This window comes from Amedibacillus dolichus DSM 3991, from assembly GCF_000154285.1.
GTDB classification, from domain to species: domain Bacteria; phylum Bacillota_I; class Bacilli_A; order Erysipelotrichales; family Erysipelotrichaceae; genus Amedibacillus; species Amedibacillus dolichus.
Genome location: NZ_DS483473.1, coordinates 40,419 through 65,812, shown reverse-complemented (window position 1 = coordinate 65,812; position 25,394 = coordinate 40,419). Strand labels below are relative to the sequence as shown.

Below are 25,394 nucleotides of genomic sequence, written 5' to 3'. Positions count from 1 at the left end.
TAAATAAAATGAAGCAATAATTTCTACAATCTTTTATAGTGGCTGACCGTGAACACCATTTACTACAACATCGCCAACCTCAACATAACCGTTATTACGTAAATTACGAAGATTTACTAAGTTTTTGTCAATCGGTAGCCAACCGCAAGAGCAGGCATGTGTTGCTTCGTAATATTTTGCCCAACTTGATGTATCTTCTCTATATGTATCATGAGCTTCTTTTGGATAACCATGAGAGGTATAAATGGCTACATGCTGTTCCCAATTTTGTTTTGCTGTATAACCACTGCCTCCACTGAATTTCATGCCACATTCACATACGATACTTTTTGTATATACTGTTTTTTCTATGGTTCCGAAATTATGAACATGTCCAGTTATGATTTCCTGCCCACACGCATTACAATATTTATAGGCAAGTCCTTTAAAACCATGTCCCCAACTAGAATTGCAACCATCAGCCATATGATGAAGTAGCATATCGTTTTGTGTCATAAAGAACATCGGATCACTTCCGGAGTAACCATGTGATCTGCATTCTACACCATATTCCATATGTCCGCTCTGTTCCGGACTTACATGTACCCAATGATGTGTGTGTGGCTTTGTTGGTTGGGAAGGTTTTTGTGAAGAATTGTTGTTTGAAGGCTTGTTGGAAGGTTTACTAGAGGGTTTATTGTTTTCTTTGTTATCTTCTTTTTTGGCAGAACTGTCTTTATCTTTCTTTTTTGCAAGCTTTTTCGATTGCTTGTTATCATTATTGCTTATCAAGTTTTTTTTATCGGTAACAGTTACATTTTTGTTGATTTTTATAATACTAGCTTTTTTATCAATAGGTAGGATTGTATAGGTAATTTGATAGTTTCCGACTTTTTGAAAATCTACTTTTTGATGATTTACCTGAACATCTTTGATATAATTCTTATCCCAAGTAACTCCTTCTAAAAAATCAACATCTTTTGAATTTACAGCAATTTTCCAATTCCTTAAGCCATGAATCTTACTAAGATAGTCTATTTTTTCTTTTTGTTGTTCATGTTGTGCTATTTGTTTTTGGGGTTCTTGATTGTTTGACCACAAAAAAAGACAAGCAATTCCTATAAAACATAAAAGCAATAAGCTAGTCAGTATGACTTTCTTTTTTGTTGATATTTCTGATTTTTTATTATCCATAATAACCTCCTTAATAACAAATATATTTACTTTTACTTTATTTCTTTATGATCTTGAGATTCTACTATTTTATTTTAACATAAAAGAGTTCAAAATTGTAAAAATGGGGCAATTTGTATGGGGACTGTTTTATCTTTATTTAATAAATACATTTATTCTCGTTTAAAACTAAAATAAAAATCTCTTGTTACTTTATCTTTTCAATTCGTAATAGGTGCTTCCCGATATTTATCAGTAGAAACGATAGCAATTTGCAATGGAAGGTAAATTAACCAAACAACATTATTTGATTCCATTATAAGCAGGCGATACTAAAAAAGAAAAGCCAATCAAAATAGTAATATTTATGTGTAGGTAAAAAACAAGATACACATTTTATCGTGGTGATAAATTCATACGAAATTTTTAAAAAGTATAGTTTCCAATTTCCATATGAAGTATAGTATAATAATTCAGAGGTGATTTCGTGTCATTATTAGAGCAATTAAATCAGCAGCAATTAGAAGCAGTTACTTGTGTCGATCGACATTTGCGTATCATCGCCGGTGCGGGAAGCGGGAAAACACGTGTTGTAACCACAAGGATTGCGTATCTGATTGAACAATGTCATATATATCCGAATAAAATACTGGCGATTACGTTTACCAATAAGGCTGCCAGAGAGATGAAGGAGCGAGTAGAGGGATTTTTAGGGGATACTGCACAGGCAGTGATGATTTCCACCATTCACTCTTTTTGTGTGCGTTTGCTAAGGGAGGATATTTTGGTACATGGATATCCACGTAATTTTACGATTTTAGATGCAGACGATCAACGCAGTATTTTACGTGATGCTTATAAGCAGCTACAAGTAGATGTGAAAACTTACAGTTATCATCGAGTGCTTTCCTATATCAGTAATAATAAAACCAACTTCATTGATGCAAACAGTGCCTTGGCACGTGCTAATTATGAAGGTGAAAGAATTATGGCGAATGTCTATGCTTTCTACGAAAAAAGATTAGCGGAAATGTTTGGGTTGGATTTTGATGATTTGCTTATTTTTACATATCATATCTTAAAGGAGCATGTGGAGGTACGCAAAAAATGGCAGCGGCGTTTTACCTATCTGCATGTTGATGAGTTTCAAGATGTGGATATGCTGCAATATCAGATTATTAAAATGTTGGTAAAGGAAGATAGCTATTTATGTGTTGTAGGAGATCCTGATCAGACCATTTATACATGGCGTGGAGCACAGGTCGATATCATCATGAATTTCGAAAAGGATTTTCCACATAGTCATACTGTTATTTTAAATGAAAATTATCGTAGTACACAGCCGATTTTGCAGGCCTCCAACGAATTGATAAAAAACAATCGCAATCGTATTGAAAAAGAATTGTTTACACGCAATGAAAGTGATGAGCGCATCGTTCACTTTACCGCGATGGACGATTATAATGAGCCGATATGGGTAGCGGGAAAAATTCTAAGCCTTCATCATAACGGTGTGAAGTATCGCGATATTGCGGTATTGTATCGTTCTAATTATTTGTCCAGAGGTTTGGAAAAGGCATTGTTGGATCAACATATTCCTTATCGAATTTACGGTGGAGTACGTTTCTATGATCGTGCGGAGATCAAAGATGCTTTAAGCTATTTGCGCTTATTGGCTCCAAAGGTGGAGGGTGATGATAAGGAGCTGTTTAAGAATTTGGCAGTTAAGCGTATCATCAATTTACCAAAGCGTGGAATCGGTGCCAAGACCCTAGAAACACTTGAACAGGAAGCCGCAGCTAAGGATACGAATATGTATGAGATCTTAAAGCAGGGAGGCTTTGGAAAGGGAAAGGCAAAGGAAAGCATTGCGAAATTTGTTGAGGTTATCGAGGCTTGTCGCAGCTGTGTGGATACCATCAGTATCGATCAGCTGCTAAGCAAGGTCTTAGAAGATAGCGGCTACATGGAAATGCTGAGAAACGATGCGGAAATCGAGCGTTTAGAAAACTTAAAGGAATTGATTAGCGATATTGCTAATTATGTAGAAAATAACCCAGACGGAAGCTTGTTGGATTATTTACAGGAAATCTCATTATACAGCGATAAAGAGGATTTGGATAATGGAGAGTTTGTTCAGCTGATGACCATTCATGCCGCAAAGGGCTTGGAATTTGATCGCGTTTTCGTATATAGTCTATGCGATGGAATCTTTCCCAATGAACGCTCTATCAATGAAGGAGGACAGCAAGCCTTGGAAGAGGAACGTCGTTTAGCTTATGTTGCCTTTACACGTGCTAAAAAACAGCTGTTTTTATCAGACTCTTATGGTTATAGCTATGTTTTGGACAAGCTGAAAACAACCTCACGTTTCGTAAAAGAAATTCCACAGGACTGCTTACAGGAGGTAGGAGCAAAGCCTCGCAACAGCTTTGCAAGCGATGTGGATACTTATCAGGGAAGTGGTTTTTCATCACTTGGCAATACAACTGATGAAGCAATCGAGCATACATCAAAGAAAAAAGGAAAAATACGTAAGGGAGATTTGGTTGTTCATGATGTATTTGGTGAGGGAATCGTTATCAAACTAGAGGGTGAGCTTGCAGTGATTGCTTTTGATAAAAAATATGGGATTCGTAAGATTTTAGCAACCCATGCATCACTGCATAAGAAATAGGAGGCTTTGTATATGAGTCAACAAAGAATTTTAGAATTACGTAAAATCCTCGATCGCCTTGCGTATGAATACTATGTTTTGGATAAACCAAGCGTCAGTGATCAGGAGTATGACCGATATTATCAAGAGCTGTTAAAGCTAGAGGACGAGTTTCCGCAATATCGTGATCCCAATTCCATTACGCAACGGGTTGGCGGTGTCGTATTAGATGCTTTTGAAAAGGTATCGCATAAGCGTCGTATGCTGTCTTTGGATAATGCTTTTAATTTAGAGGATTTAATGGCTTTTGATGAACGAGTTAGACAAAGTGTAAAAAATCCGGAATATGTAGTAGAGCTGAAAATGGACGGCTTGGCAATTTCCTTACACTATCATAATGGGCGTTTTGTACAGGCTGTTACAAGAGGAGATGGATTGGTCGGGGAAGATGTAACCAACAATGTGCGTACCATTGCGTCCATTCCGATGCATATTGATATGGAAGGAGATTTAGAGGTACGTGGTGAGGTCATCATGCCTAAAAAAAGCTTTGAAGCTTTGAATGAACAACGACGTAAGCAAGGAGAGGAAGAATTTGCTAATCCACGCAATGCTGCTGCCGGAAGTATTCGTCAGTTAGATAGCCGTATAGCGGCAAGTCGAAAGCTTGATGCTTACTTATATTATTTTGAAGGAGCACAACAGCATGCTATGCATACGCATGAGGAGGCTTTAGAGGCTTTGGAAGCTATGCGAATTAAGGTCAATCCTTTGCGTAAGGTATGCAAAAATATGCAGGAGGTTTGGCAGTTTATTCAGGAAATGAGTGAACGCCGTAACGATTTGCCTTATGAAATCGACGGTATGGTGTTGAAGGTCAATGATCTGCATGCGTGGGATTTATTAGGAACGACTGCGAAGGCACCACGTTATGCGATTGCCTATAAATTTCCGGCAGAGGAGGTTGTAACGAAGCTTCTTGATATTGTATTAAGTGTCGGAAGAACAGGACGCATTACACCAAATGCGGTATTGGAACCGGTAAGGGTGGCAGGCACTACGGTAAGTGCCGCAACACTGCATAATGAAGATATGATCAAAGAAAAAGATGTTCGTATCAACGATGATGTCATTATTCGTAAGGCAGGGGATATCATACCCGAGGTGGTACGCTCTTTACCGGAGCGCAGAAACGGCACCCAAGGTATTTATAAGTTCCCACAAATCTGTCCTTTTTGCGGAAGCAAGCTTGTGCGTTTTGCAGATGAAGCCGCACATTATTGTATGAATCAGGATTGTCCGGCACGAATCGTGCGTGGTATGATTCATTTCGCAAGTCGTGATGCCATGAATATTGATACGCTTGGAGATAAAAAAATCGAGTTTTTTCATAAGCAAGGTTTTCTAAATACGATTGAGGATATTTATGAGCTGTCCTTGCATAAGGAAGAAATTCTTGCTTTGGAGGGATTTCAAGAAAAATCGTTTCAAAAGATGATCTTAGCAATCGAAGCCAGTAAAGAGCGTCCTTTGGAGGATTTGTTGTTTGGATTAGGGATTCGCGAGGTTGGTAAAAAAGCCGCAAGGGTATTAGCGAAAACCTATGGCAATATAGATGATTTAATGGCTGCCGAGGAAGCAGAACTGACAGCGATCAAAGATATCGGTGTAGTAACGGCACAAAGCATTCGGGCATATTTTGCGGAACCGAAAAACAAGGAGCTGATTGCGCATCTAAAGGGCTTTGGATTGCGTATGGATACGGATAAAGAAGTTATAAAAGAGAGCATATTTACCGGGAAAACGGTTGTTTTAACAGGAACATTGCAATACCTAAAGCGTAATGAGGCGAAGGCCTTGTTGGAGAGGTTAGGTGCTAATGTCAGCGGGTCGGTTAGTAAAAAGACCGATTTGGTTATTTATGGAGAAGCTAGTGGCAGCAAGCTTAGCAAGGCTAAGGAATTAGGGGTTGCGACTATGGACGAAGAAGCCTTTATGAAAGAGGTGAATGCGAATGAAAAAAGCTAAATGGGGACAGCTTGCTTTAGCAGCGATCTTGTTGCTTGGAGTGGTTGGCTGTGGAGATAAGGACAAGGAAAAGGAAAGCGGAGAGGCCTTAGAGGTTATTAAGGAAGGCGATTATGCTGCGCTGCTTCCATATCAATCCAGCGATGCCAGTATTAAGCATGCGACCCTTAATACGAATATGATAGATACACTGCAAATCGGAACCGGCTTGATGGAGCTTTCCAAGGAATATTTTTCCAGTGATACTCATACCTTTCGTGAGGGTGAATTTTTAGATTTTGATACCTTAGATGCGGCAACCGATCAATCTAGCGGTTTATTAGGACGATTTAATAAGAAAACCAATTCCATCGGTTTAAATCCGGCTATTAAAGATGAATTTCCAGTAGAAGGCGGAGGCACTGTGAAAATCGGTGCAAGCGATATTTTGCTTTTGGATATTCAAGAATTTGATTGGTATAAAAACGGCGAGCTTGCGGGCTTATCTTTGGCCTTTGTGTTAAATGATGAGGTCGGAGAAGAAAATAATACGCAAAGAATACGAGAGGATAAAATGGACGTCTATGCCAAGGAAACCGTCAGAAAAGCGGTAAACTACATTCGTAAAAAAATTCCCGGTGTAGGTAATGATTTACCGATATTCGTAGCTTTGTACGATATCAATTCTGTTGATGAAGCATTGCCGGGAACATTTTATCAGGCAGCTTTCTTTGAAACGAAAATTGACGGTGATTTTTATGATATAAAAGAAAATTGGGTGTTATTTCCAACGCAGCAGGCTACCGATTTAGATGGAGCTACCGCCGCAAGCTTTGATCGCTATAAGGCAGCCTTTAAAAATGTCATGCCACAAGATGTATCTATGATTGCAAAAGGACATTATATGAAAAATGCTTTGCAGGAGCTGCGTATTCAAGTAACCCTGCATGCTAGTACAAGCGGAGAGGTCATGACGGCGGTGCAATTATTAAATAAAGAATTAAGTGAATTTCCAAGTGATTATATGATTACGGTTGATATTCAAACCGATACGAGCCATGTCGGTGTTATTCAAAGGGATAAAGGCGCAAAGGATACCAATGTTATTACTTTGATGTAGTCATACGTAATAAAAAGGAAATAGATAAATAGAAAGGAGCGGCATAGCAAAGTACAAGCTATGCAAAGGAAGAAATGGAAGCGTACAGTAAGGATTATTTTAAAAGACTGGCACGTGATATCATGTTCGATATCAGCGATGAGGAAGCCGGTGAATTGCAGTATGAATTTCAAGATCTATTAAAGCAGATAAAAGCTTTAGATGCGATTGATACTGAGCATGTTGAGGAAATGGTGTATCCGTTTGAAACGGAAACACATTATTTACGTGAAGATGAAGTAAATTGTGTCATTTCTCAAGAGGAAGCATTATGTAATGCGAAAAGTGTGAAAGCAGGGCATATACACGTGCCAAAGGTGGTGAAGTAAAATGGATTTTAAAAAAGCAAGAGCAGGTGAAGTAGAAGCACGCGTCAAAGCGGCTTATGAAAAGCTACAAGAGGTTAATAAAGATATCAATGCGGTAGTAACTTTTGTAGATCCAAGTGAACAGTTAGAGGAGCTGAAAAAGATTGATGAGCATGCGCCAATGTATGGCTTACCAATTGTATTAAAGGATAACGTCAATACGAAGGGAATACGTACAACGGCATCTTCTCGTATTTTGGATAACTATATTCCGGTATATGATGCACATATCGTTGATAAGCTAAAGCAAGCCGGAGCGGTTGTGATTGCGAAAACAAGTATGGACGAGCTTGGTATGGGTGGAACTAATAAAAACGCTTATACAGGAAGCGTGCATAATCCATGGAATCCTGCACGTATATCTGGTGGAAGCAGCGGTGGCAGTGCTGCGGCTGTGGCTAGTGGAGCAGTAAGCTTTGCGATTGGTACTGATACCGGTGATAGTATTCGTAAACCGGCAGCCTTTAATGGTGTCGTCGGTGTAAAACCAACCTATGGAAGAATTTCCCGTTATGGAATTATCCCTTATGCTTCCAGTCTCGATCATGTTGGTTATTTTACGACCTCTGTAAAAGATGCTTGTGTAGCATTGGAGGTATTGGCAGGACGTGATGATCGTGATATGACTAGCTCATTACGTGAGGTAGAAGCATATCATGCCAATGTAACAAGTGATTTGCATGGAAAACGAATTGCATTATTGGAAAATGTTCAGGAAGAGGTACGTCCGGAAATAAAAGAGAACATGGATCAGCTGGTGAAAAAGCTAGAAGAGCGTGGAGCCATTGTAGATACTGTACGCATGAATGATCAGCTTATGGAAGCATTATTGCCGGTATATTATATCATTGCGAATGCCGAGGCAACGGCAAATCATTCCAATTTGGACGGTATTCGTTTCGGTATGCGTGAAGATGGTGAAAGTGTAGAGGACGTTATGATTCATTCCCGCACAAAAGGCTTTTCTTCCTATGTGCGCAAGCGTTTTGTCATCGGAAGCTATTCCCTGTATGCGGAAAATCAAGAAAAGGTGTTCCGTAAGGCACAGAAGATCCGTCGTTTGATCGTAAACGAGTTAGCTGCGGTATTAGAACGATACGATGCTGTATTGGCAAGTGCCAGTGGAGATATTGCGCCGCTGAGTGAGGCAAGTCATGATGCTTCTTTGCATACATCATCAATCGTAGCCGAAAACTATATGGTGCTTGGAAACTTCAGTGGTTATCCTAGCATTAGTGTGCCAAGCGGCTTTGTGGAAGGAATGCCAATCGGTGTTAATTTGACCACCAAAGCCTTTGACGAACAAACAATGTTTAATATTGCCCTTGCAATCGAAGAAATATGTGGGCTAGAGGGCAATGATGTGGAGGTAGCAGCATGAAATACGAAACAATTATCGGTATAGAGATCCATTGTGAGTTAAAAACCAAAACAAAAATGTTCTCCGGTGCACCGACATCTTTTGGAGAAGTTGCTAATACATGTGTAAATGAGATTGATTTAGGACACCCGGGAACTTTACCATGTGTGAATAAGGAAGCGGTACGTTTGGCGATTTTAGCTGCTACTGCTTTAAAATGTGAAATCGATCCGTTAGTAAAATTCGATCGTAAAAATTATTATTATTCGGATTTGCCTAAAGGCTATCAGATCACTCAGCAATTCCACCCGATAGGACGTGGTGGTATGATTACTATTGATACTGAACAAGGAAAAAAAGATATTCGTATCAACCGCATGCACATGGAGGAGGATACAGCAAAGCAATTTCACTCCGATGCCGGAACATTGATTGATTTTAACCGTGCCGGAACACCACTAATTGAAATTGTCAGTGAACCCGATATTCGAAGCGGTGCCGAAGCAGCGGCGTATGTTGAAAAATTGAGAAGTATTTTATATTACCTAGGCGTCAGTGATGTAAAAATGGAAGAAGGAAGCATGCGTTGTGATGTCAATGTTTCTATACGTCCGATGGGCAGTGATACCTTTGGAACTAAAACGGAGGTCAAGAACTTAAATTCAATTTCCAATGTGCAAAAAGCTATTGATGCGGAAGTAGCACGTCAAATTGAAATTGTGGAGAGTGGAGAACGTGTCATTCAAGCAACACGTCGTTATGATGAAACAACAAAATCGACTATATTGATGCGCAAAAAGGAAGGGAATGTTGATTATAAGTTTTTCCCTGATCCTAATATCACACCAATTCGTTTGGACGATGCTTGGATTCGTGAAATTCAAGAAAATATGGAAGAATTGCCTGATGAGCGAAAAGCACGTTATCAAAGCAGTTATGGTTTAAATGATTACGATGCCGATGTCTTGGTAGCAAATCGCGAGCTATCCAATTTCTTTGATGAGGTTGTTAAATATACTGAAAATTACAAAAAGGCAGCAAACTGGGTGATTGTTGAGGTTGTGGCAGCCTTGAACAAAGCCAATATCAAGGTGAAGGATAATCCTTGTAAGCCTCAGCATCTTGCGGATATGATCAACATGGTTGATAAGGGTGAAATTTCCGGTAAACAGGCTAAGGTGGTTTTTGAAGAAATTATGCTAGGCAAGGATCCAAAGCAGGTGGTTGAAGAAAAGGGTATGAAGCAAATGAGCGATACCTCTGCGTTATTGGAAATCATTACTACGGTCCTTGATAATAATCCACAGTCTATTGAGGATTTTAAAAATGGTAAGGATCGTGCCATTGGTTTCCTTGTAGGACAAGTTATGAAGGCTAGTAAGGGACAAGCCAATCCGGCAATGACTAATAAGCTGATTCAAGAAGAGTTGGCGAAACGATAGTATATAAATTGTAAGAAAGTGGCATTTTGCGTTAATGCGCTTTCTATGCTATACTAATTTTGTATGAAGCCTTTATTAGGAGTGAAAACATGGCAGAAAAGAAAAAAAACAGTCAAAAAAAGACAACCGGCGGTAAGGGACGTTGGGCGAATTTAAATAAAACGAGCAAGATTCTTTATACCGTTGCGGTTATTGTGATTTTGGTACCTTTGCTTTTTCTAGGCTATATTTATATCAGTGCCAAGGAAAACAGTGGAAAGCCAACCGTAGGAAGCCGTTTTGATGATTCTTTAAATCCGGCGATTACCGAGCAGCAGTTAGAAGATGTGAAAAAAGCAGTTGTGTTTGATGGTACAGATAAGGTAGAGGTTAATTTGATTAGCGCGACCTTACGTATTACGATTGATGCTGCTGATGATGCTAGTTCGGATACGATCAATCAGCTTATGGAACAGGCGTATGAAAAAACCGTTGCAATTCTTCCGGTTGAAACATATTTTTCAAACAATAAAGAATCGGACAAAATGTATGATTTAGAGGTACACGTGTTCAATTATATTCCGGACGAAGCTAAACCGGCTGAACAACAGATTTATATGGTAAAAACCAAGACATCAGGTGCTACGGAGCCAAATGTTTCAGTTCCTACAACGCCAAAAAATGAAGAAGTTGCAAATGAGCTGCTAGAAGGTCAAAAGGAAGCACAAGCAGATGCACAGAAAGGGCAGTAAGCCCTTTTTTAATGAGGTATTTATGAAGAAAAATGATCGAGTGATTGGTGTATGCAGTGGATATACACATGATGGACATGGGGTTGTAAAAATTGATGGATTTCCTTTGTTTGTAAAGGGAATGTGCGAGCATGAAGAAGGCGAAATTATTGTTACGCAGGTACGCAAAGGCTTTGGTTTTGGCAAGTTGTGGCGACTGATGAAAAAAAGCGAGGCACGTGTGGAGCCTTTCTGTCCGGTTGCTAAGCAATGTGGTGGTTGCCAGCTTCAGCATGTATCTTACGCGGAACAGCTGCGCTTTAAGAAACAAAAGGTCATAGATGTCATGAAGCGTATTGCGCAAATTGATGTTGAGGTGTTAGATGTCATAGGAATGGAAAATCCTACCTTTTATCGTAATAAGGGACAGATACCGGTAGGAATAACAAATAAGCAGGTAGTTACAGGGTTTTATCGTATTAACAGCAATACTATTATTGATATGAACAGCTGCATGATTCAAAGTAAGCGAATCAATGAGGTATTGGTATGTATGAAAAAGCTGTTAAACAAATATCAGAATGCGGACTTGTTTCGTCATCTTTTAATTAAAGATGCCTTTGCCAGTGGTGAAGTTATGGTAGTGTGGATCGTACGTTCAAGTAAGCTTTCGCATAAGGAGGAAATGTGTAAGGAGTTGGTGGAGAATCTACCTTATATCAAGAGTGTCATTATCAATGTAAATACACGGGAGGATAATGTCATTTTGGGGAAGGAGGAACATGTCTTATATGGTAATAGCTATATTACAGATGCTATCCACGATTTGAATTTTCATATTTCTTCTCGCTCTTTTTATCAAGTGAATCCTGTGCAGACGGAGAGGTTATATGGTAAGGCTCTTGAATTTGCACAACTAAGTGGGAAAGAAGAAGTAATTGATTTATATTGCGGAGTAGGGACGATTTCGATGTTTTTAGCGCAAAAGGCGAAGCATGTAATCGGCGTAGAGATTGTAGATGCTGCTATTCGTGATGCGAAAATAAATGCGAAGCTTAATCAGATTGATAATATTGATTTTGTGTGTAGTGATGCAGCAAGCTATGCGAAGAAATTGGAAAAGCAGGGGAAGAAGCCGGACGTTGTAGTGGTTGATCCGCCGCGTAAAGGCTGTGATGATCTGACATTAGATAGTATTGTAAAGATGCAGCCAAAGCGAATCGTTTATGTTTCTTGCGATCCGGCAACGCTTGCTCGTGATATTAAAAAGCTTGATGAGAAAGGATATGCTGCGCAGGTTGTACAGCCAGTGGATATGTTTCCGTTCAGCTTTCATGTTGAGTCCATTGTTCTGTTGCAAAAAAGATAAATTGAAAATTTAATAGTTTATTAAGGTGTAAGTTTGAATATATGGACTTACATCTTTTGTTTTAAAATCATTAAAATGGATTTTACTCTTTAGCAAGCGGAAAATAAAAGTGTGTTGAACTAACTGAAGCAGCCGAGTAATATGGTTAGTTTAATAACTATAACTACTTAGTTTTTTTACAGATTGCTTGTACTTGTTTGTTCCATGAAAGCAAATAATTGATAAATTTCGGATATTTGTTCAAATCAATTCTAGGCAGGCTTAAAAAAATGTATGTTAAGTGCTTATACGTACGAATTAAGATGGTTTGTTTGCGCTGTCTTTACGATATTGTATACGGTCGCAATTTCATCGGTGAAAAGAAAGCAGAGATATAAAAGATCTATTTTAAGGATAGTTGTTTCTAGAATGCCATGAAATAGAAAGATGAACAGCCCATTTTCCTGTGTTATAATAAGTATATGAATTGGAGGAATGATTTAAGTATGAATATGAATTGGAAACAGTTGCTTTGCGAAGAAAGAATCCCACCAAATAAGAATAAGAAAACACAATATCGGACAGAAATAGAGAGTGATTACAATCGTATTATTACGAGTGCGGCATTGCGAAGATTACAAGACAAAACGCAAGTTTTTCCGCTTGATAGTAGTGATTTTGTCCGTACTCGACTTACACATTCTTTAGAAGTGGCATCTTTAGCCAAATTTATCGGAAAACAAATTTGTGAAGAAATAGAGAAAACTGAAGAGATTGATACACATGCGGTTTTGGAGATATTAAACTGTGCTTCATTGTTACATGATATAGGAAATCCTCCATTTGGGCATTTTGGTGAGCAGGCAATCCGTAAGTGGTTCTCTGACAATTTGAATAAATTAGAATATAATGGAATAAAGGTTTATGATTTATTAGATGAGCAACAGCGAGAAGATTTACTTAATTATGAAGGAAATGCACAAGCATTACGCATTGTGACAAAACTTCATTCTTTCAATGGTAAAAACGGAATGCATTTGACAGCTGCCGTTCTCGATACGATTATAAAATATCCCGTCAATTCTTTAGAAAAGAAAGAAGAAGATAAAAAACTAAAAGAAAATAGAAAGTTTATCGCAAAAAAGATTGGATATTATCAAAGTGAAGAAACAATTTTCCAAGAAATAAAGCAGAATACCGGAACTTTTGGTTGCCGTCATCCATTAACATTTATTTTAGAGGCAGCGGACGATTTAGCTTATACGTTTGCCGATTTGGAAGATGGTCTAAAAAAGGATATGTTTACGTTTGATGAATTGTTAGACGTACTTGAAAGCGCCAAAGATGAAAATGGAAAAAAACGCTTGTTAGAGATAAGGAAAGAAAAGGAAAAGATGAAAACAGAATCTGGTGATAACCCTGTGATAGAAGCTATCGCTTCGTGGTTGACAATCAAACAACTTTTCTGTGTAAGTTCGGTAAAAGCGGCATTTATGGAACATTATGATGAAATTATGAGTGGGAAATTCGATAATGAACTTATCGCATGTTGCAGTGAATCGGAAATAATTAAAAAATTGAAAAATTTTGCTTTCCGTAAGATTTATCGTGATGTTTCCATATTAAAACTAGAAATTATGGGGAATGAAATTCTTCAGTTCTTTTTGGATAAATTCGTCAATGCTGTATTATATTTTGATTCAGAAAATTATAAATTAGATGCTATTCAAGAGAAATACTTAGCTTAGATTTCTAAAAATCATTTAAGCAATTATAAAAAAGCATCAGATGGGAAAAAGGACGAAGAAAAAATTTATGATAAATTACTACTTGTTGCAGACTATGTATCTGGCATGACAGATGGATATGCAAAAAGACTTTATCGTGAATTAAGGGGAATTTAGAGATGGTAGTAAAATTGAAAAAAGATGCGTCATTTATTATTGGAAATGGATTTAATTTTTATTTGAAGAATTATTTGAAAAGCGAAGAGTTTAAAATAGATAGAGAAGAAAAAATAAAGGGAGTCAGCTATGATTCTAAAATACAATGGTTGAAACAATTGGAAAATGTATTAGAAGAATATTGTTATTTAATGGACCCGATTAAATCTGAGAATTCTAATACAAGTGGAAAATTTTTCCTTAAAGATTTAGATGATTTTTGTAACAAAATGACAAATTCAAATGCAATGGATATGGTGATGAATCAAATCGAAACAATGATTGCGAATAAAATCGAACAAAGTATGTCAAAAGAAGGTGAATCAAGTCCACCGTTAACTGCTAGAAGTATTTTTAAAATAAAGAAAGGTGAGATGCATTCATGGTTTTACTCATGTTTGGAAAATACATTTAAAGATGTCGGAATTGAAAAAATTCACGCATATACAACTAATTATGATGATTTGATTGATAGAGTTCTCTCTACAAGACAAAAATCTGCAAATGTAGTTCATTTGCATGGTTATTATGATGAACCGAATAGTATTGTGTGTTGTTCGCCAAATAAAAAGGCAGATAAAACCAAAAGAAAATTAAAAGAGCTGTCAGTAAATTTAGAAAAATCTAAAATTGTTGTACTGTTTGGACTAGGATTGGAAAGTGATCCTCATATTCGAGAAGTATTAAATCAGATGAAAGATAGGCAATTTATTATTATAGAAGCAAATCCAGCGGAATATTTTGTGAAAAGGATTGAAAAACTAGAGGAATATCAGTTTTTGAAAAATAATTATATTTATTTTATAAATACTGCTAAGTGTATACTTGATAATTCGAAACTAAGGGAAGCAGCGAAATCTCCCGAACTGTTGATTGAACGATTACAGGAAATATTAGCAGATATTTATAAATAAATTTCATATTTATATTGACTTATCTCTTGTTTGATTATAAACTATTAAATAGGCACTTATGCCTTTGTAGCCCCGGAAACTACATAGGAAAGGAAGTAAAAATATGCGCCAAACAACTTTTACAAAGCCTGCAGAAGTAGAACGTACTTGGTATGTTGTTGATGGAACAGGCAAGACTTTAGGTCGTCTAGCTACAGAAGTAGCAGCTGTATTAAGAGGAAAACATAAACCTACTTATACACCAAATGTCGATTGCGGAGATTACGTTATCGTAGTTAATGCTGATAAAATCGAAATGACAGGTAACAAATTGGATACGAAAAACTACTATAATCATTCTGGATATGCTGGTGGACTTCGTACACGTAGTGCTCGTGTAATGAAAGAAAACTACACAGTAGAATGGGTAGAAAGAGCTATTTACGGTATGTTGCCACACACAAAACTAGGTGATGTTATGCGTAAGCACTTATTTGTTTACAAGGGTAGCGAACATCCACATACTGCACAGAAACCAGTAGAAATGGTTATTAAAGGGTAAGGAGGAATAAAGAATGCCAGCTAAGAAAAATACAGTAACTTACAATGGTACAGGACGCCGTAAAACTTCTGTTGCTCGTGTCTTCATGACTCCGGGTAAAGGAAATATCGTAGTTAATGGTAAAACATTAGAAGAATATTTGCCTTTGGAAACTCTACGTATGGTTGTTCGTTCACCATTAGAATTAACAGAAACTTTAGGTCAGTTCGATATTAAAATCAATGTTCAGGGTGGTGGATACACTGGACAGGCAGGAGCAATGCGCCATGGTATTACTCGTGCATTGATGGCTGCTAGTGAAGACTATCGTCCGGCATTGAAAGCTGCAGGATTCGTAACGCGTGATTCTCGTATGAAAGAGCGTAAGAAATACGGTCTCAAAGCAGCTCGTCGCGCTCCGCAGTTCAGCAAGCGATAATCGACTGCTCAGACTATATCAAAATGGTTCAAAAAGCCCGGAAAATCAAGGTTTTCCGGGCTTTTGCTATATCTAAACGGGCTGATATGGTTTGACCAAATTTGGCAAAACGAGAGCCGATTTCACCCAATTTTTAGTGGTTAAATATAGGACAACCGGCAAAAATGGGGTCAAAAAACGGCCTTAGTGGTTAAAAAATAGGACAACCAGAGAGCAATTTCGGGGGTATTTTTGAGGGTGATTTGGCACTCTCAGACACCGGATTTTTCGCTGGAGGGTTTGGCATAATCTGACCAAATCTGAACAATTAAATACGATTCTAATGCAGGCACTCAGTAACAAATAACTGGGTGCTTTTTTTGTTTCAGAGATTCCGGCATTAGAAAGGGCCGTCACTTTATGATTTTGAAGTGGCGGCTTTTTCTATTTCCAGAAACAACAGCAACAATCAGAAATGAGGTGAAGTCATGAACACACAAATCATCGCCATCGCCAACCAGAAAGGCGGCGTTGGCAAAACAACAACCTGTGCGAACTTGGGAATAGGTCTGGCACAGGCCGGAAAGAAAGTGCTTCTGATCGACGGGGACCCACAAGGAAGCCTGACAATCAGCTTGGGAAATCCGCAACCGGACAAGCTGCCATTTACACTGTCGGATGCAATGGGCAAAATTCTGATGGATCATCCTATACGCCCCGGAGAAGGTATTCTGCATCATGCAGAAGGCGTTGACCTGATGCCTGCGGATATTCAGCTTTCCGGTATGGAGGTTTCTCTGGTAAACGCCATGAGCCGTGAAACAATTTTACGGCAATACCTGGACACACTGAAGGGACAATATTCCCATATCCTGATTGACTGTCAGCCCTCGTTGGGGATGCTTACGGTCAATGCGCTGGCGGCTGCGAACAGGATCATAATTCCCGTTCAGGCAGAGTATCTGCCCGCCAAAGGGTTGGAACAGCTTCTATCTACGGTCAGTAAGGTGAAACGGCAGATCAATCCAAAGATCCAGATTGACGGTATCCTGCTGACGATGGTGGATAACCGCACCAACTTTGCCAAAGAGATTGCTGCTTTGCTGCGGGACACCTATGGAAGTAAAATCAAAGTCTTTGGAACGGAAATCCCCCATTCTGTCCGGGCAAAGGAAATCAGTGCAGAGGGAAAAAGTATTTTCGCCCATGACCCTGGCGGCAAGGTGGCAGAGGGGTATCGAAATCTGACGAAGGAGGTGTTGAAACTTGAAAAGCAGCGCGAAAAAAATAGAGCTGGCCTCGGTAGATGATCTGTTCTCCACCGAAGAAGGTCGGCAGGATGCAAAGCTGGAAAAGATTCAGGAGATTCCGCTGTCTGAACTGCATCCCTTTAAGAACCACCCATTCAAAGTCAAGGATGACGAAGCCATGATGGAGACCGCTGACAGTATCAAGCAGTATGGCGTTCTGGTTCCGGCGATTGCTCGACCGGACCCGGAGGGCGGTTATGAGCTGGTAGCCGGACACAGACGGCACAGGGCCAGTGAGCTGGCAGAAAAGGAGACCATGCCGGTCATTGTTCGGGATTTGGATGATGATGCCGCCACGATCATTATGGTTGACAGCAACCTGCAACGAGAAAGCCTGCTTCCAAGTGAGAGGGCCTTTGCCTATAAAATGAAGTTGGAGGCTATAAAACATCAAGGAGAACGCTCAGATTTAACTTCTCGCCAAGTTGGCGAGAAGTCGCAGACATCAATTCAGCTGGTTGCAAATCAAGCAGGAGAAAGTCAAAGGCAGGTTCAGAGATTTATTCGCTTGACTGAGCTGATTCCCGAACTGCTGGACATGGTGGATGAAAAGAAAATTGCCTTAAATCCCGCCTATGAGCTGTCCTTTCTCAAAAAGGAGGAACAGGTAGACCTGTTGGACGCGATGGACAGCGAACAGGCTACCCCTTCTCTTTCTCAAGCCCAGCGGCTCAAGAAATACAGTCAGGAGGGGCATCTGACCCTCGATATGATGCGTGTCATCATGGGTGAGGAAAAGAAAAGCGATCTGGACCGAGTGACATTTACCTCTGACACCTTGCGGAAGTATTTCCCTAAAAGCTATACGCCCCAGCGGATGCAGGAAACCATCATCAAGTTGCTGGAGGCATGGCAGAAAAAGCGTCAGAGAGACCAGGAACGATGAAAGGAGCCGCCTATGAAAGATATTTCAGCAAGGGAGCTGAAAGGACATAACATTCTTGCCGTGGAACGCTTTGAGGACAGCACCCGATGGATGATTGAGTTTGTTGTTCTCCATCCGTGCAGTGCTTACGGGAGCAGAGGTGATGAAATGCGTCTGTTTCTTGCAGAGGACAGCTATCAGAACGCTCTCCAAGATCATCAGCTCCGGAAAATCAAAATCAAGCGGTATGCCCGTGTTGTTGAGGGACACATTCTCGACTTTAAGCCGGGAAAGAAATGCACAAGAAAATATAGAGAAAGTTGAACGCCACAATTCTTTGATTTAGGATTGCGGTTTTTTGTACCCAAAATTCGGAAGGAGTGAGGTCGATGGCCGTTTTTCGCATTGAACGGACCCGTGATTATACCGTGATGAGCAATCATCATTTACGAAATGCAAACCTGTCGTTAAAAGCCAAGGGACTGCTTTCCATGATGTTATCTTTGCCAGAGGACTGGAATTACACCACCCGTGGTCTTGCAAAGATCTGTAAGGAGGGCGTGGATGCCATAGGCGCTGCGTTGCGGGAATTGGAGGCTGCTGGTTACATTGTGCGGCACAAGCTGCGTGACCGGCAGGGACGCATCAGCGATACAGAGTATGTCATATACGAGCAGCCACAGCTTAGAAAACCGGATACGGATTCACCAGATACGGAAAACCCGGATATGGATAAACCGGATACGGAAAAGCCCGCAGAATTAAATATAGAGAAATCTAATACTCAAAAACAAAATATTTATGGATCAAGTACCGATTCCATTCCCTTCCGGGATTGCGCGGCAGATTGTCTGCCGGAACGGAAAGGAAGGGATGCGATGTCACTCACAGAGATAGAGAGTTATCGGGAATTGATTCAGGAGAATATCGGGTATGAATACCTGTGTCAGCAGTATGAAACTTATCGGGAGGATTTGGATGAGATTGTGGAGCTAATCGTGGAAACGGTCTGTGCAAAGCGAAAGACCACCCGTATTGCAGGAAGTGATTTTCCGCATGAAATCGTTCGTTCCAGGTTCTTGAAGCTGGATAACTCGCACATTGAGTTTGTCATGGACTGTTTACAGAAGAACACCACGGAAATTCGCAACATGAAGCAGTATCTTCTGACCGTTCTGTTCAATGCACCGACCACGATAAGCAATCATTACACCTCACAAGTAAATCACGATCTGTATGGCGGCTGGTAAATGGTCGCTTTTTTATTGCCCGGAACTGCCGGGAGAAAGGAGCAAGCATGATGTCTGAGGGAAAGACCATAGGGCAGCTGATGGAAGAAATGCGGGCAAAGGCAGGAGCGCAGAATTATCACGGTCATGGATATATGGACCTCCAGCGTTTTGCGGAGGACACCCGGCACATGATTATTTTTGATGTGCTGACGAACGATTCCCCTGTTGGCTGGAAAGGCGAACGAACCCGCCTGTTCCTGTCGGATACCGGTTATGAAAAAGCACTGGATAGTCAGGAAAAGGGACAGATTAAGATTTTGAGCCACGCAAAGGTACGTCAGGGCAATCTGCACTATGACCGTTCTGACCAGTTACGCTAAGGAGGGCGGTATGAAGCGTTATCTTCTGCGGCGGCTGGTGGTTCCGCCTTAGCAAAAAAAGAGATTCCCTGCAAACTTCGTGGAAAGGAGGCGAGAAAATGCAGGAAGAAGTGGAAAACAGAACTTTGACGCTGGTTGTCAGTGGAACAAAGTTTACCGGCAGAATGTTTAAGGCTGCCATAAGCAAGTACATGGCACATCGCAAGGAAAAGAAGCTGGAAAAACAGAGAAGCCGTGATGCGCCGGTTGTTCCGCATGGGAAACAGACTGTGAAGCAGCTTGTCGGGCAGAATCAGGGAATATCCAATATTGAGATCACAGACCCCTCTATCAAGGCGTTTGAGAAAATTGCCCGGAAATATGGTGTGGATTATGCGGTGAAAAAGGACCGCAGCAGTTCTCCGCCAAAGTACCTGATTTTTTTCAAAGGCCGTGATGCAGATGCTCTGACAGCAGCTTTTACAGAGTACACCAACAAAAAGGTCAAAAAGGCAACGAAAACAGAGCGCCCGTCCGTACTGGCAAAACTTAACCAGTTCAAAGAGATGGTTAAAAATGCTGTGGTGGATCGCACCAAGCGAAAGGAGCTGGAACGATGAAAAAGACATTGGACATCAAAAAGCTCATTTTGCTGAATATGCCGTATATCCTGCTGGGGCTGTTTGCTACCAATTTTGGAGAGGCATGGCGAATGGCACAAGGGGCGGATGCTTCAGAAAAGTTTCTTTCGCTGGTTGCGGTTCTGCCTGGGGCGCTGCAAAGTTTCTGGCCCAGCCTTCACCCGTTGGATCTGCTGGTGGGGCTGTGTTGCGGTGCTGGTCTGCGTCTGGCGGTGTACCTCAAAAGTAAAAACGCCAAGAAATATCGACATGGTTTGGAATATGGTTCGGCCCGCTGGGGAACCCGTGAGGATATTGCACCTTACGTTGATCCTGTATTTCAGAACAATGTGATTCTGACGAAAACGGAGAGCCTGACAATGAACAGCCGCCCCAAGGACCCAAAGACCGCCAGAAACAAAAATGTGCTGGTGATTGGCGGCTCCGGTTCCGGTAAGACCCGCTTCTGGCTCAAACCGAATCTGATGCAGATGCACAGTTCCTATGTGGTCACAGACCCGAAGGGAAACATTTTGGTGGAGTGCGGAAAGATGCTCCAAAGGGGCGCACCCAAACTGGGGAAAGACGGAAAGCCCATGAAGGATAAGCACGGCAAGGTCATTTATGAGCCGTACCGAATCAAGGTTCTAAATACCATCAACTTCAGGAAGTCCATGCACTATAACCCTTTCGCCTATATCCATAGCGAAAAGGACATCTTGAAGCTGGTCACAACGCTGATCGCCAATACCAAAGGCGAAGGCAAGGCCGGAGACGATTTCTGGGTAAAAGCAGAAACCTTGTTGTACTGCGCGCTTATTGGCTATATCCATTATGAGGCCCCGGTGGAGGAGCAGAACTTCTCCACCCTCATTGAGTTCATCAACGCTATGGAAGTCCGTGAGGATGACGAGGAGTTCAAAAACCCCGTAGACCTGATGTTTGACGCATTAGAAGCCGAGAAGCCAAACCACTTTGCGGTGCGCCAGTATAAGAAATATAAGCTGGCCGCCGGAAAAACAGCCAAGTCGATTTTGATTTCTTGCGGTGCGCGTCTTGCCGTATTTGATATTGCGGAGTTGCGTAAGGTCACAGCTTATGACGAGCTGGAGCTGGACACTCTGGGAGACAGGAAAACTGCCCTGTTCCTCATCATGAGTGATACGGACGATAGCTTTAACTTCCTAATCTCTATGTGCTACACCCAGCTGTTTAATCTGCTCTGCGAAAAGGCGGACGATGTGTATGGCGGCAGGCTTCCAGTCCATGTGCGCTGTCTCATTGATGAAGCCGCCAATATCGGGCAGATTCCTCGTCTGGAAAAGCTGGTGGCCACCATCCGAAGCCGTGAGATCTCCGCCTGTCTGGTGTTGCAGGCGCAGAGTCAGCTCAAGGCAATTTACAAAGATAATGCCGATACCATCATCGGCAATATGGATACTTCCATCTTCCTGGGTGGCAAAGAGCCAACAACGCTAAAAGAGCTGGCGGCTGTTCTGGGAAAGGAGACCATAGACACTTACAACACCGGAGAGAGCCGGGGACGGGAGACCTCCCACTCGCTCAACTATCAGAAATTGGGAAAAGAGCTGATGAGCCAGGACGAGCTGGCAGTTATGGATGGCGGCAAGTGCATCTTGCAGTTGCGCGGTGTGCGTCCGTTTCTTTCAGACAAGTATGACATTACCAGACACCCTAATTTCAAATACACAGCTGATGCAGACAAGCGAAATACCTTTGATATTGAAGCATTTTTGTCTGCCAGACTAAAACTCAAGCCTGATGAGGTCTGCGATGTATATGAAGTAGACACGGAGGGCGTGTAATACGGTTCCGCTGAGAAAGGAGTGATCGTATCTATTTGCCGCAACTGCCTCTGTTGAGGCCATTGGCGTACAAAGCGGACAATCGCAAGAAAAATAATGAAAAAGGAGGACAGCCGGAATCATGCCCCCGGAAACCGGGCGGCAGATTGTTCCGGCTTTTGTATGCCTATGAAACATGACAAACCTATTTTTTAATCAGATTCCGGCTAACAAACTATATGGCATTTTTTGAACAGGCAATTACCGTTCTTCAGACTCTCGTTATCGCTCTGGGCGCTGGTCTTGGTATCTGGGGTGTCATCAACCTGTTGGAAGGTTACGGCAACGACAACCCTGGCGCAAAATCTCAGGGCATGAAGCAGTTCATGGCTAATTAAAGGGAACAAAAAGAAAGGAAAAACCAATCCAGACGGTATCAGCGGCAGGCTACAAGAATAAATTGTGATTTCACAAGATTGGTGTTATAATAAGAGAAAAGTTCCTGCCGGGGCAGCCGCCCCGGTGGTATGGGTAGAAAGGCAGGAAAACAATATGCACATCAGCTATAAACCACTCTGGCATACACTGTTAGAGCGTGATATGAGAAAAGAAGATTTAAGGCTTGCCGCCGGTATGACAACGAATATGATTGCCAACATGAGCAAAGAGGGAAAGCACATCAGCATGGATACATTAGCCCGTATCTGCGAAACGCTGAATTGTGAGATTACCGATGTGATTGAGTTAGTACCAGACGAGCCTGCTTCCACAGGAGGTAAGGAACATGAGCGAATTGAAACCAAGAATAACGGAAAACGGAATTGATTATATCCTTGTCGGAGATTACTATATCCCAGATTTGAAGCTGCCGGAGGAACACCGCCCTATCGGAAAGTACGGACGGATGCACCGGGAATATTTAAGAGAAGCCCATCCAGCCAGATTGAACACATTGACACTGACCGGGGAGTTATGGACATATCTTGCAGACCTGAACGAACAGGCACAGGAACGGTTAGACACCATCATGGAGCAGATGAAGGCTGCCGATGGTGTGACCGAGGAATTGAAGCGTACCCATCAAATGGAATGGGTGCAGCGTTGCAATAACATTCACAACCGGGCAGAAGAAATTATTTTGCAAGAGATGATTTATTCATAACGGTATGGTAGAATGATTATGACAAATCGGGATTTGTAGAGGGGGTGTGATTATATGAAAAACAATAGCCCACAAAAGCAGGCTGCCATTTCTTGGATCATTTTGATGATAGGGATATTGCTCGCAGTAATAGGAGCAATGACGGCAAAGGAGTACAGAGTAAACCTATGCCTGCTGATCGGTGCAATGGTTGTTATTGGTGGTATTGTATATCATCTCACCATGATGAAATGTCCTTATTGCGGTTGCTCACTTGTTGGTTATAGGCCGATCCCTAAAGAATGTCCAAAGTGTCATAAAAAATTCGAAGAATAAGTTCCAGTTTTTGAAACTGAGAAATCGGAATTTGAGGAGGTGTTCATATGAAGAGAGCATTGCTTTTTATTTTCATGACGGTTTGTGTATTAGGAATGTCCGCCTGCAGCAGCAAAGACGCCATGCCAGAAACATCAGATTCTGCCAGCAATCCGGTTCAGAATACAGATATCAGTAATCTGAATGGAGGAAAAATCTGGTCTGAACAAGATATTGTGTCGATGTTCTCTCTTGTGCAAGAAACAGATTGGGAATACATAGACTGTGTTTTAATTCCAGATCATGCTAGTGACCGTGTTGGTGCAGTACTCTTCCGGAACGATAAGGAGCAAACAAGCAATGTTGCGTTCTTTGATGCAGACGGATACTTTCAACAGTATGGCACATATGCAAGAATGTCTGACGAACCTGACTTTCAGTATCTCGGAGGTGGTGCGGTAACATTTAGGCTGGAAACAGAAGATGGTATAATCTATAACTACACGATCACAATCTCGATCGATGACAGTAATGTGAATTTTAAAGCGGAAGATGATTTGCCAAAATAAATTCCAGTTTGTCGTGCTAAAAATTCAACTGAATAATCCCAGCAAAAACCGCTGCTACATGGAAGCCAACAAACCATGCAACAGCGGTTTTTCTTTATCGTTTTTTCCTCTGGCTGATAGGCGTTCCCATTTTCTTTGATTTTTTGAGAATCCGAATCAGCCAGCGAAATTCTTCATCTGACAGATTTTTATAGTTGATACCAAGCTGCTTACAGTAAAGGACAACCAGCTTTTCATCACGGCTGCCCTTGAAATTTTCAACCGCTTCCAGATTTTCTTTCAGTTCATCGGCAACGGTGGTCTGAGGTGCACTCTCGCTGTCCTTTTTATGGGCTTCCCGAATATCCCGGATAATCAGGTTGAGGTCATCCCGTACCATGTGACTGAAATATTCATCATCACTGATATGGGCGGCTTGCAACACTTTCAAATGGGGGTCATCTTCGCCGGGGCGATACCGTTCAATGATTTCATGCCGGACGGTATCGACAAGGGCGTTGAGGTTCTGAATCTGCATGGTGGCAATCCCATCCACATAAATCTCAATGTCCGCAAGAAACTTGATAAAGTCCTTATGGGTGGCAAGTTCGCACAGCAGACGGTTGTTAATCCGACCGCTTTTCAGAAGTGCTACCATCTCATCACTCAAATGCAGCTCCCTTAATGGCGTGTTGATCTGCTCCCGGTTCTCTGTCCGGCACAGTAGATAATCAACGGAAACCCCATAGAAGTCTGCCAGCGTGATAAGGTTGCCATGATTGATTTCCTTATAATCTTCTTTTTCATAATTTCCAAGAGCTGATTTGGAAATGCCCGTCAGCTTTGATAATTCTTCCAGATTTAAGCCTTTGTCCTTGCGGAGTTCCCAAAGGCGTTCCTGTATGCTTGTTGCTCCTTTCATGGGCGCACGCTCCTTTCCGGCGGTTTGATTGCTGCCGCTTAATTGGATTATATCATACTTTCCGCAATCGTGGAAATTTCCGCTTTTTACCCCTAATTCCTACTTTGTGGACATACGGCACAGGGTACAAAAATGTTCTATGATACAGGTAGTTCATCGATGGATTATTCCAATCGAATGACCAGCCTGTGTGGGATATGCTTCCCCGGCGATGTAGTGCCATGACTTTTGGCAGGGATGTGGAGGAACCCTGACCGAAACGAGCGTACCAAAGGGAGCG

General features: G+C 41.3%; 27 protein-coding genes. 25 read left to right on the top strand and 2 right to left on the bottom strand.

The annotated features are described in order from the left end of the window. Nucleotides 1-33 precede the first annotated feature (33 nt). Complete coding sequence (locus tag EUBDOL_RS02300) at nucleotides 34-1,173, bottom strand: hypothetical protein (RefSeq protein ID WP_004798108.1); 1,140 nt, start codon at nucleotides 1,171-1,173, stop codon at nucleotides 34-36. A 466-nt stretch (nucleotides 1,174-1,639) separates the two neighbouring features. Here EUBDOL_RS02300 and EUBDOL_RS02295 point away from each other — a divergent pair, with 466 nt between their 5' ends. From EUBDOL_RS02295 to EUBDOL_RS02185, 25 genes are all read left to right on the top strand, one after another. Next, nucleotides 1,640-3,829, top strand: a complete 2,190-nt coding sequence (locus tag EUBDOL_RS02295; protein WP_004798107.1) for an ATP-dependent helicase — start codon at nucleotides 1,640-1,642, stop codon at nucleotides 3,827-3,829. A 12-nt stretch (nucleotides 3,830-3,841) separates the two neighbouring features. Then, the gene (gene ligA, locus EUBDOL_RS02290; RefSeq protein ID WP_004798106.1) at nucleotides 3,842-5,836 is read left to right on the top strand and encodes an NAD-dependent DNA ligase LigA; all 1,995 of its coding nucleotides are present in this window, start codon (nucleotides 3,842-3,844) and stop codon (nucleotides 5,834-5,836) included. Next, nucleotides 5,823-6,935 carry a CamS family sex pheromone protein gene (locus EUBDOL_RS02285; protein WP_004798105.1) on the top strand — a complete coding sequence of 371 codons (1,113 nt, stop codon included), beginning with the start codon at nucleotides 5,823-5,825 and terminating at the stop codon, nucleotides 6,933-6,935. The genes ligA and EUBDOL_RS02285 overlap by 14 nt, the downstream gene beginning before the upstream one ends. A gap of 74 nt (nucleotides 6,936-7,009) precedes the next feature. Further along, nucleotides 7,010-7,303, top strand: a complete 294-nt coding sequence (gatC, locus tag EUBDOL_RS02280; protein ID WP_004798104.1) for an Asp-tRNA(Asn)/Glu-tRNA(Gln) amidotransferase subunit GatC — start codon at nucleotides 7,010-7,012, stop codon at nucleotides 7,301-7,303. Nucleotide 7,304: 1 nt separating this feature from the next. After that, nucleotides 7,305-8,723 carry an amidase family protein gene (locus EUBDOL_RS02275; protein WP_004798103.1) on the top strand — a complete coding sequence of 473 codons (1,419 nt, stop codon included), beginning with the start codon at nucleotides 7,305-7,307 and terminating at the stop codon, nucleotides 8,721-8,723. Further along, a complete protein-coding gene (gatB, locus tag EUBDOL_RS02270; protein WP_004798102.1) occupies nucleotides 8,720-10,144 on the top strand; it encodes an Asp-tRNA(Asn)/Glu-tRNA(Gln) amidotransferase subunit GatB in 1,425 nt (474 codons plus the stop codon). Before EUBDOL_RS02275 ends, gatB begins: the two co-directional genes overlap by 4 nt. A gap of 89 nt (nucleotides 10,145-10,233) precedes the next feature. Continuing rightward, nucleotides 10,234-10,875 carry a hypothetical protein gene (locus EUBDOL_RS02265; RefSeq protein ID WP_004798101.1) on the top strand — a complete coding sequence of 214 codons (642 nt, stop codon included), beginning with the start codon at nucleotides 10,234-10,236 and terminating at the stop codon, nucleotides 10,873-10,875. A 22-nt stretch (nucleotides 10,876-10,897) separates the two neighbouring features. Then, nucleotides 10,898-12,223: a 23S rRNA (uracil(1939)-C(5))-methyltransferase RlmD gene (gene rlmD / locus EUBDOL_RS02260; protein WP_040462979.1), complete on the top strand. Its 1,326-nt coding sequence runs from the start codon at nucleotides 10,898-10,900 to the stop codon at nucleotides 12,221-12,223. Nucleotides 12,224-12,708: 485 nt separating this feature from the next. Beyond that, complete coding sequence (gene dgt, locus EUBDOL_RS02255; protein WP_235713681.1) at nucleotides 12,709-13,950, top strand: dGTP triphosphohydrolase; 1,242 nt, start codon at nucleotides 12,709-12,711, stop codon at nucleotides 13,948-13,950. Further along, complete coding sequence (locus EUBDOL_RS11785; protein ID WP_268869314.1) at nucleotides 13,951-14,106, top strand: hypothetical protein; 156 nt, start codon at nucleotides 13,951-13,953, stop codon at nucleotides 14,104-14,106. Nucleotides 14,107-14,108: 2 nt separating this feature from the next. After that, on the top strand, nucleotides 14,109-15,059 hold the full coding sequence (locus EUBDOL_RS02250; protein ID WP_004798097.1) for an SIR2 family protein: 951 nt from the start codon (nucleotides 14,109-14,111) through the stop codon (nucleotides 15,057-15,059). A gap of 103 nt (nucleotides 15,060-15,162) precedes the next feature. Beyond that, nucleotides 15,163-15,600: a 50S ribosomal protein L13 gene (gene rplM / locus EUBDOL_RS02245; RefSeq protein WP_004798096.1), complete on the top strand. Its 438-nt coding sequence runs from the start codon at nucleotides 15,163-15,165 to the stop codon at nucleotides 15,598-15,600. Between the two features lie 13 nt (nucleotides 15,601-15,613). After that, nucleotides 15,614-16,018 carry a 30S ribosomal protein S9 gene (rpsI, locus tag EUBDOL_RS02240; RefSeq protein WP_004798095.1) on the top strand — a complete coding sequence of 135 codons (405 nt, stop codon included), beginning with the start codon at nucleotides 15,614-15,616 and terminating at the stop codon, nucleotides 16,016-16,018. A 467-nt stretch (nucleotides 16,019-16,485) separates the two neighbouring features. Continuing rightward, entirely contained in the window at nucleotides 16,486-17,307 is an 822-nt protein-coding gene (locus EUBDOL_RS02235) for a ParA family protein (protein ID WP_004798094.1), read from the top strand. Beyond that, nucleotides 17,264-18,193, top strand: coding sequence for a ParB/RepB/Spo0J family partition protein (locus tag EUBDOL_RS02230; protein ID WP_004798093.1), 930 nt, complete (start codon nucleotides 17,264-17,266; stop codon nucleotides 18,191-18,193). Before EUBDOL_RS02235 ends, EUBDOL_RS02230 begins: the two co-directional genes overlap by 44 nt. A 12-nt stretch (nucleotides 18,194-18,205) precedes the next feature. Continuing rightward, nucleotides 18,206-18,496, top strand: coding sequence for a DUF5720 family protein (locus tag EUBDOL_RS02225; protein ID WP_004798092.1), 291 nt, complete (start codon nucleotides 18,206-18,208; stop codon nucleotides 18,494-18,496). A gap of 65 nt (nucleotides 18,497-18,561) precedes the next feature. After that, complete coding sequence (locus EUBDOL_RS02220; protein ID WP_004798091.1) at nucleotides 18,562-19,422, top strand: DUF6017 domain-containing protein; 861 nt, start codon at nucleotides 18,562-18,564, stop codon at nucleotides 19,420-19,422. 50 nt (nucleotides 19,423-19,472) lie between these two features. Beyond that, nucleotides 19,473-19,784: a DUF5720 family protein gene (locus EUBDOL_RS02215; protein WP_008728385.1), complete on the top strand. Its 312-nt coding sequence runs from the start codon at nucleotides 19,473-19,475 to the stop codon at nucleotides 19,782-19,784. Between the two features lie 98 nt (nucleotides 19,785-19,882). Further along, nucleotides 19,883-20,383: a PcfB family protein gene (locus EUBDOL_RS02210; protein ID WP_004798089.1), complete on the top strand. Its 501-nt coding sequence runs from the start codon at nucleotides 19,883-19,885 to the stop codon at nucleotides 20,381-20,383. After that, nucleotides 20,380-22,209 (top strand): VirD4-like conjugal transfer protein, CD1115 family, encoded by a 1,830-nt coding sequence (locus tag EUBDOL_RS02205; protein ID WP_004798088.1) that lies wholly within the window; start codon nucleotides 20,380-20,382, stop codon nucleotides 22,207-22,209. The genes EUBDOL_RS02210 and EUBDOL_RS02205 overlap by 4 nt, the downstream gene beginning before the upstream one ends. A 218-nt stretch (nucleotides 22,210-22,427) precedes the next feature. Then, complete coding sequence (locus tag EUBDOL_RS11165; protein ID WP_004798086.1) at nucleotides 22,428-22,586, top strand: Maff2 family mobile element protein; 159 nt, start codon at nucleotides 22,428-22,430, stop codon at nucleotides 22,584-22,586. A gap of 64 nt (nucleotides 22,587-22,650) precedes the next feature. Then, nucleotides 22,651-23,013 carry a helix-turn-helix domain-containing protein gene (locus EUBDOL_RS02200; protein ID WP_004798085.1) on the top strand — a complete coding sequence of 121 codons (363 nt, stop codon included), beginning with the start codon at nucleotides 22,651-22,653 and terminating at the stop codon, nucleotides 23,011-23,013. Next, a complete protein-coding gene (locus EUBDOL_RS02195; RefSeq protein WP_456059060.1) occupies nucleotides 22,982-23,350 on the top strand; it encodes a TnpV protein in 369 nt (122 codons plus the stop codon). The genes EUBDOL_RS02200 and EUBDOL_RS02195 overlap by 32 nt, the downstream gene beginning before the upstream one ends. Before the next feature lie 54 nt (nucleotides 23,351-23,404). Beyond that, nucleotides 23,405-23,665, top strand: coding sequence for a hypothetical protein (locus tag EUBDOL_RS02190; RefSeq protein WP_004798084.1), 261 nt, complete (start codon nucleotides 23,405-23,407; stop codon nucleotides 23,663-23,665). Between the two features lie 47 nt (nucleotides 23,666-23,712). Beyond that, nucleotides 23,713-24,213 carry a hypothetical protein gene (locus EUBDOL_RS02185; protein WP_004798083.1) on the top strand — a complete coding sequence of 167 codons (501 nt, stop codon included), beginning with the start codon at nucleotides 23,713-23,715 and terminating at the stop codon, nucleotides 24,211-24,213. Nucleotides 24,214-24,307: 94 nt separating this feature from the next. Here the strand turns inward: EUBDOL_RS02185 and EUBDOL_RS02180 are convergent, their stop codons facing one another. Then, entirely contained in the window at nucleotides 24,308-25,114 is an 807-nt protein-coding gene (locus EUBDOL_RS02180) for a helix-turn-helix domain-containing protein (protein ID WP_004798082.1), read from the bottom strand. Nucleotides 25,115-25,394: the final 280 nt, after the last annotated feature.